Below are 7289 nucleotides of genomic sequence, written 5' to 3' on the forward strand. Positions count from 1 at the left end.
GGTTTTTTTATTACATTTGTTTAAATGAGCAGGATGCTATGGAATGAAAGATATACGAAAGGACTACCTTCGCTGGATATTCCGGATCCTTATTTCCTGGCCATGTATGAGCAGTTTCCCGCTGCCGGCAGGGCACTGGATCTGGCAGCTGGTACAGGCAGGCATACCTTGTACCTGGCCGAAAGAGGCTGGGAGGTCAGGGCCGTAGATTTTTCAGAAGTGGCCATGGCGCAGTTAAGCACCGCAGCCCGGGGGCTGAAAGTGCAAACCCTCTGCACCGATCTGGCTGAGTTTGTTATACCCATAGAACACTTTGACCTCATTATACTGTATTATTATTTCGACTTTTCTGTATTCCCTGCTATTATCGAAGCCCTCAAACCAGGTGGAATATTGATTTTGAAGTTAGCCATTGAACATGCCGGCAATGACCAGGTGTTGCCCCTGTTAAAAGGACTGCAGCAACTGAACTACCAGCAACGGCCGGTAAAGCATAGGGGAGTAGCAGAAGGTCTTTTTAGAAAACTGTAATATGAACCCATTACCCACAGAATTTCCCGTGCTCCACACCGGGCGCTTAACCCTGAATGCCATTACCCCTGTAAATCTGCCTGATTTATACAGGGAGTTCAGCAATCCCTCGGTTACCCGTTATTACAACCTGTTGCCTTTTACCAACCAGGAAAAGGCCGCCGAACTGCTCAGTTATTTTACGAAGCGTTTCGAAGAAAAAGAAGGGATCCGCTGGGGCATCTTTTTGAAAAAGGACAATTCCTTTATTGGTACCATTGGGATCAATTCCTTTAATCCGGGCGACCGTTGTAACATTGGTTTTGACCTGTTGCCCAATTACTGGAATAAAGGCTATATGTCCGAGGCACTGGAGATCATTTCACTGTATATTTTTGCCAGCCTGGAAGTAAACCGTATAGAAGCGGAAGTGATACCGGAGAATGAGGGCTCCTGCAGGGTGCTGGAGAAGACGGGGTTTGTAAAGGAGGGCCTGCTGCGGGATTGGATGTATTTTAACGAGAAGTATCAGGATATGTATATGTATGCTTTGTTGAAGCGGGATTTTAATAAAGTGTAAGCAAAGAGGTTGTATTAAAAGTAATGAAGGCATGAATCAAAAAAATTCGCTCCGCCCGGAATCCGGATTTAATCCGGAACATTACTTTTAATACAACCTCTTTCAGGTATTATTGTTTCAGGATCTTCACAGTTTTCTGCGTTCCGTCTTTACGGTCAATCCTGATAATGTAAACACCCGTTGTCAGTGATGATACATTGATGTTTGTACCAGGATTGGTGGTCTGCAAGATGGCATGGCCGCTAAGATCGTATACGGTCAGGGTTCTCACCTTATCATTATTACGGATATACAGCTGATTGCTCACCGGGTTTGGTGACAGCGTTACAGTGGTATGTGTATCTTCTGTAATAACGTTGCTTGTTGCAACTGCAGCAATCTTTGCACCTGAAGTGCTGGTAATAGTCAGGTAGTTCAGGTTAAAATTGCCGGTAGCAGTAGCAATACCAAGGCTATAAGTACCTGCAGGCAAAGATACGGTGTGGGATACATTGCCCCATACCTGCCATCCACCTGTATTTGGAATGGTAACAGTACCCAGCTGTGTAGCACCTGCATCTTTTTCCAGGCGCAGTGTATTGCCGGAAGAGGTACTTGCCACACGATAATCCACTACATAAGAACCGGTAGCTGGAATGGTTACTTCATAAGACATCCAGTCACCTGCGTCGATATAGCCTACATTCAGTCCGCCACCAGCATCAGTAGTAGTTTCGGTCTGCACGCCTGACATGTAATTGTAGTTCTCTGCTTCTATCTTGATAGAAGTAGTAGAACCGGTAGTGGTTTCCACTTTTAAAGAAGAAGTAGAATCATTGAAGATGTTGTTTACCAGGCAGGAGTTATCAGCAGTCACGACAACAGATCTGCCGCTGAAATTGTCATCCTTGTACAGGGTTACTTTGTAACCGGAACCTACTTTCAGGGAAGAAATGTCATCGTTCAGTATACCCAATGCATTCAATTGTGCCAGGGTATAATTGCCTGTGTTCAGACCCACTGCAGTACCGGTGTAGTTACAATCTTTGTAAACAGTCACCGGGCTGCTGGAACTTAAGCCGGCAAAGCCACCGATGGTGATGGTAGCACGGGTGGGGGAAGGTGCATTGATGGTAGAAGACTGGTTGAATACATCGTCGTAGCAGAAACCATAGCTCCGGCTGTTGAGCGTGATATCGCTGCGGTGCCAGAATTTGGAGTACCAGTTGTAAGGAGTGGTCTGGTAGTAAGCAGATGGTGTAGAGAAGTCCTGTGTTACACCGGTCGCCTTGTTCAGGTCGATTACGTGGCGGTTGATAGCCGCGCAGATCTGTGCCTGTACAACTTTATCCCACTGACCGCCGCTGGCCATTACACCGCTGCCTTCCATTACTTCGATCTGGGAAGGTTTGGCTGCAATGGTACCTACAGCGCCATCGGAACTCCTGGTAAAGGTGAATGCACCTCCAGATACTTTACCGCTCCAGGTACCTGCATCACCTGCATTGAAGACCAGGTTACCGCTGGTGTACTTAGACCAGATTGCATCTACATAGCTGGCAAAGTAGTTGGCCTGTGCGCCGCCGGTTTGGAAAGCAGTGGTTTTGGAAGGAAAGTGGATAATGGTGTTGGCTGCATCATAACAGGCTGCGAACTCAGTAGGTGCAGTTGCCTGCCACTGGCTGAGGATGTAGCTGTGAGATACGGTTTCTCCCACTTTTTGATAGAAGCTGCTGTTGCCCCATACTTCCAGGCCCATTGGGTACTGGTAAGCATCTACCCGCGTAGTGTTTACCCAGAGACCATTGGAAGCATTTGTCAGCTCAATGTTCTCATAACGGATGCCCTGGTTGGGATCGGTTGGGTTTGCGAGGTTGGGTGCTGCGTAACCACTTGGGGCGCCGGAAGCGCCGAAGAAATAGAGGAACAGCTGCGAGTTGAAGGAGATAAGGATACGACAACCCGCGATGCCGGGAATGTTGATCACCTTGTTTGGAATTTCACTCAGCTTTGCGAAGCAGGCGGCGTATTTGCCATTGCCTCCGGGGCCGTAGTTGCCATTAATGACAGGTCCTGATACTGTATTATAGGATGGACTCATAAGATTGACAGCCCCTGATTTAGGGTCAATCCATACGTGGTTGCCATTAATAATACCAATTACAGCAACATAGACGTTAGCATCAGTGTAAGCTGAATTGTTGTTCAGTGAGAAGGGAACCGTGGTTTGGGCGTGTACTGCGTTTCCAATAGACATGGAAAGGCCGAGCAGTACGACCAGGCGGGTACAAAAGACCCTGAGGGAAAAGAAAGGTCTGATTTTCATAGAGATTATGGATATTGAAATTTAAAGAACTGCTACAAAGGTAGTTTTTATTCTGAAAAAGTAAATACTGCTTATTTTTGGTTGTGTGTCACATAGAATGTGCTGTTTCCCGGCAGTAGACTTCGGTAAGTTTTGGTGAATCCGGTAACGCCGGCGGGCAGCATCATTAAATGATAGGCCATTTTATTTTAACTGGTAAAAGTCATGGGATGGACCGGGAAGCCGTTATGAATACATTTTTTACAGCACTGAATACTTACCATGCTTTAGAGGACGAAACCCGGCGGGCATTTGAGAAACTGGTGCGGATAAGGGAAATTCCTGCGGGTACAAAATACCTGTCTGCAGACGAGGTACCCGTGTTTGTTTCATACATCTATAGCGGGCTTTTTTCTTATTATTTCCAGTATGAAAATGGAGATACGGTGATTAAGAAATTCTTCCCGGAAAATACCTTTATGGCATCTACATCGGCACTGATCCAGCATGATAAAAGCCGGTATGCGATAGATGCGCTGGAGGATAGTATTGTAGTGGAATATTCTTTTACAGAGTTTAAGCATCTTTTGCAGAAGCACCATGATTTAGCCCTGTTCTGGATCAATTACCTGGGCAGGCATTGGGTGGTAGAAAAGGAGCACCTGGAGATAACGCATAAGTACCTGTCGGCAAAGGAGCGTTACCAGGATTTTTTAGTGGCTTCACCTACGCTGGCCGGGCGCTTACAATTACAGCAAATTGCTGCTTTCCTGGGGATCACGCCGACGCAGTTGAGCCGTATAAGAAAATCCATGTAGATGGAACTCAACATATGTAAAGCAATGGGATAAAATTAGCATCGACATTTGGGTTATGAAAAAATTGAAAGGAATTAGTTTCATCATTATTGGGGCGGCGAGTTATGGTATTCTTGCCACGTTTGTGAAAGTAGCGGGGCAGGAGGGGTTTAGTACGGCTTCCGTTACACTTTCACAGTATATAGCAGGATTTTTAGTATTAGCATTACTGGATCTTAAAAAGAAACCTGTAGCAACGGGGAGTGGGAGTGATAAGTATAAACTATTGCTGGGTGGTACCTGTCTGGGTTTGACGAGTACATTTTATTACCTGGCAGTGCAGTATTTGCCGGTATCGGTTTGTATTATATTGCTGATGCAAACGATCTGGATGGGGATACTGGTAGACTGTATGCGGGAGAAGAAGAGGCCGGAGCCCGGGCAGTTATTGGCCATCGTGGTCGTGTTGGGAGGCACGTTTCTGGCTACCGGGTTTACGGGTGGGGGAAGCTGGAGTTTTGTCGGGGTGTGCTGGGGACTGTTGGCAGCAATGAGTTATACGGGGTCGATGTATGCTGCGAATCATATAGCGACAGACAGGCCTTTATTTTACCGGTCTAAATTGTTGGTGCTGGGTGGTATGCTGGCGATACTGGTATTCTGGAATGTGCGTATAGCAGAGGGTTTTAGGCCGGAAGTATTATGGCGATATGGATTGATATTGTCTTTATTTGGAACGATCCTGCCACCGATCTTTTTCAACAAGGGATTTCCTTTGGTGGGGATGAGCCTGGGTAGTGTGTTGGCGGCGATAGAGATCCCGGTATCTATTGGTACGGCGCATATAGTATTGAGGGAGCAGGTATCTTCTTTGCAGATAGTGGGATGTGGGCTGGTGATAATGGGGATGATCATACCGAATATCCGTTTGAAGAAAGTATGGCTGGCGGCGGTGTTATTATTTGCTGTTGTACCGGTGAAGGCGGCGGCGATTGATACGCTGAAGGTGTATTCGGCGGCAATGCATAAAGAGATAACAACGCTCGTGGTACGGCCGGCAAAGCAGCAGGTGCCTTCGGTGTATGTATTGCATGGGTATAGCGGACATCCTTTCCGCACCTTGCAACTGGATATTCCTTCCCTGCCGGCAATGGCTGATCTGTACAATATGGCGTTTATATTGCCGGATGGGCAGTATGATAAGTGGTATCTGAATAGTTCTTTGGTGCCGGATGTGCAGTATGAGACATTCCTGGGGAAAGAGTTGCCGGAATATATAGATCAGCATTATGCTTTTGTGAAGAACAGGTTTGGCCGGGCGATCATGGGATGGAGTATGGGTGGTTATGGTGCCTTGCATGTGGGGATGATGTATGCAGGAACCTTTGGTGCGATTGGGAGTATGTGCGGGGCGGTGAGTATCGTGCCGGAGGTATATAATTTTGGCATGAGTAAATTGATTGGAACAGATACGGCGGTGTGGAAGCGGTATGATGTGTTGTCGAATGCAAGGCAGCTGGCATTTTCACAGCAGGAGTTGATAATGACGTGTGGGATCAGTGATCCGTTTTTGGTGTATAACAGGGCATTGGATGCGAAACTGAATGAATTGAAGATTCATCATACTTATATAGAGCAGGAGGGAGGGCATAATTTTCAGTATTGGTCGGCTGCGGCGGAGTACGAGGTGTTGTTCTTTCACAGGTATTTTGAGGGGTATAGGAAATAAGGGTTATTAGTTGAACAAATTCGACAAGTTAATTACTGAAAACGGGCACTTTCATTTTTGAATGGAAGTACCCGTTTTTCGTATGTTTATGTCATGAAAAATATTTTGTTAGTTATACCTGCAATATTGTGCTGGCAGTTCGTACGCGGCCAGCATTTAAACAAGAAGATAATTGTTTATAAGATAGAAAAAGGTTGCCACAGGTTAGTCATTCCTGATAGTACATTAAGCTGCGGTGCAGATGCACTCGCGTTTTCTCTTGAAATAGGAAATGGGAAATTTCATTCCGGATATGATATTTATTGGCCGGCTCCCCTGATAGATGGTCGGTATTCATTGGCAGTCACAGAGAAGCAATTATATTTCCGGTCTCATCACGACAATCCCAATCCCGACTGTTTATTTTGGCTTACCAATATTTCGCCAGCTGAATATAGGCTGATCTGTAAAAAAATAAAGGCAAGCAAAGGTATATTTGGCAAGCCTTTTAATTCAATAGAGCTTGCTACAGGTCTAAGCTACAAACATCCAGATCCGGGAGATGAATATGTGACACTGAAATCCCTGATTAACCTGTTCAATGAAGCGCTGCCCGCTGATGAGCAGATCGCATTTCCTGACAGGGAAGCTTATGATAGTATAAAAGCTGTCCGGATTATCATTAATACGGATGAACTGTATGATTCGGAAGAGGTCAGTACACTGCCTTAACAGTATCTGAAATCCTGAAAGTTAGGTTAATCCTGGCGCCGATTTTCCGGCTGGTTTTGGGAACGTGGTGTTCGTAATGGTCCTGCATACTTTCACCCATCAGCAGGAAGCTGCCGTGGGTAAGTGGTATATCCAGTGGAAGGATATCTTTCCTGGTTTTATGCCTGACTTTGAATAACCTGGTTTCTCCGAAGGTGACCGAGGCAATGGGGTGATGTCTCCCATCTGCTGGTAGAGTATCGCTGTGCCAGGCCACAGAATCATTTCCATCCCTGTAATAGTTCAATAGCACTCTGTTGAAATGAAGCCCGCAGGCTACCTCAACCTTCGTTTTAATGTCCAGTAGTTCCCCGGTCCATTCAAGTCCATTATCGCCTCCGTAATAGGCAATAAGACGTGGATCTGGCAGTACTTTGTCATACATCTTTCGGTTGTGCTGTTTCCAGGGGGTATTTTCTTTCAGCAATTGGTAATACCTGTCCGATTCTTTCCTGGAGAAAAACTGCTCCCGGAGTTCGAGGTTCGTATCGGGCAGCTCATAGTTAACATACCTTATTTTCCCTTCGTCAAACAGCTCATTGTCGTCAAATAATAGCATAGTATACAAAAATACTAAAAATATTAGCAAACTGTTGTTTCCCTTGTATTTAGGACACCTATCGTAAGGGAAATAAATTC

General features: G+C 45.8%; 7 protein-coding genes. 5 read left to right on the forward strand and 2 right to left on the reverse strand.

The features are described 5' to 3' along the window. Window positions 1-24 precede the first annotated feature (24 nt). Window positions 25-531 carry a class I SAM-dependent methyltransferase gene (locus tag U0033_RS01745; protein ID WP_072366479.1) on the forward strand — a complete coding sequence of 169 codons (507 nt, stop codon included), beginning with the start codon at window positions 25-27 and terminating at the stop codon, window positions 529-531. Between the two features lies 1 nt (window position 532). Further along, a complete protein-coding gene (locus tag U0033_RS01750) occupies window positions 533-1090 on the forward strand; it encodes a GNAT family N-acetyltransferase (protein ID WP_072366480.1) in 558 nt (185 codons plus the stop codon). A gap of 109 nt (window positions 1091-1199) precedes the next feature. Here U0033_RS01750 and U0033_RS01755 read toward each other — a convergent pair whose 3' ends face one another. Continuing rightward, window positions 1200-3395 carry a beta-1,3-glucanase family protein gene (locus tag U0033_RS01755; protein ID WP_072366481.1) on the reverse strand — a complete coding sequence of 732 codons (2196 nt, stop codon included), beginning with the start codon at window positions 3393-3395 and terminating at the stop codon, window positions 1200-1202. 227 nt (window positions 3396-3622) lie between these two features. Here U0033_RS01755 and U0033_RS01760 point away from each other — a divergent pair, with 227 nt between their 5' ends. The 3 genes from U0033_RS01760 (at window position 3623) to U0033_RS01770 (ending at window position 6611) form a co-directional block, all read left to right on the forward strand. Then, window positions 3623-4192 carry a Crp/Fnr family transcriptional regulator gene (locus U0033_RS01760; RefSeq protein WP_072366487.1) on the forward strand — a complete coding sequence of 190 codons (570 nt, stop codon included), beginning with the start codon at window positions 3623-3625 and terminating at the stop codon, window positions 4190-4192. A 55-nt stretch (window positions 4193-4247) separates the two neighbouring features. Then, complete coding sequence (locus U0033_RS01765) at window positions 4248-5900, forward strand: EamA family transporter (RefSeq protein WP_072366482.1); 1653 nt, start codon at window positions 4248-4250, stop codon at window positions 5898-5900. A gap of 93 nt (window positions 5901-5993) precedes the next feature. Beyond that, entirely contained in the window at window positions 5994-6611 is a 618-nt protein-coding gene (locus U0033_RS01770) for a hypothetical protein (RefSeq protein WP_072366483.1), read from the forward strand. On the opposite strand, the gene U0033_RS01775 is transcribed toward U0033_RS01770, so the two are convergent. Further along, entirely contained in the window at window positions 6595-7209 is a 615-nt protein-coding gene (locus tag U0033_RS01775; RefSeq protein ID WP_072366485.1) for an alpha-ketoglutarate-dependent dioxygenase AlkB family protein, read from the reverse strand. The genes U0033_RS01770 and U0033_RS01775 overlap by 17 nt on opposite strands. Window positions 7210-7289: the final 80 nt, after the last annotated feature.

Origin of the sequence: Chitinophaga sancti (assembly GCF_034424315.1) — a bacterium.
Taxonomy (GTDB): Bacteria; Bacteroidota; Bacteroidia; order Chitinophagales; family Chitinophagaceae; genus Chitinophaga; species Chitinophaga sancti.

Bases quoted from the DNA above. Each gene is read 5' to 3' on its own strand.
- U0033_RS01745 (WP_072366479.1), top strand. From the start codon at position 25: ATGAGCAGGATGCTATGGAATGAAAGATATACGAAAGGACTACCTTCG.
- U0033_RS01765 (WP_072366482.1), top strand. From the start codon at position 4,248: ATGAAAAAATTGAAAGGAATTAGTTTCATCATTATTGGGGCGGCGAGT.
- U0033_RS01755 (WP_072366481.1), bottom strand. From the start codon at position 3,395: ATGAAAATCAGACCTTTCTTTTCCCTCAGGGTCTTTTGTACCCGCCTG.
- U0033_RS01770 (WP_072366483.1), top strand. From the start codon at position 5,994: ATGAAAAATATTTTGTTAGTTATACCTGCAATATTGTGCTGGCAGTTC.
- U0033_RS01775 (WP_072366485.1), bottom strand. From the start codon at position 7,209: ATGCTATTATTTGACGACAATGAGCTGTTTGACGAAGGGAAAATAAGG.
- U0033_RS01750 (WP_072366480.1), top strand. From the start codon at position 533: ATGAACCCATTACCCACAGAATTTCCCGTGCTCCACACCGGGCGCTTA.
- U0033_RS01760 (WP_072366487.1), top strand. From the start codon at position 3,623: ATGAATACATTTTTTACAGCACTGAATACTTACCATGCTTTAGAGGAC.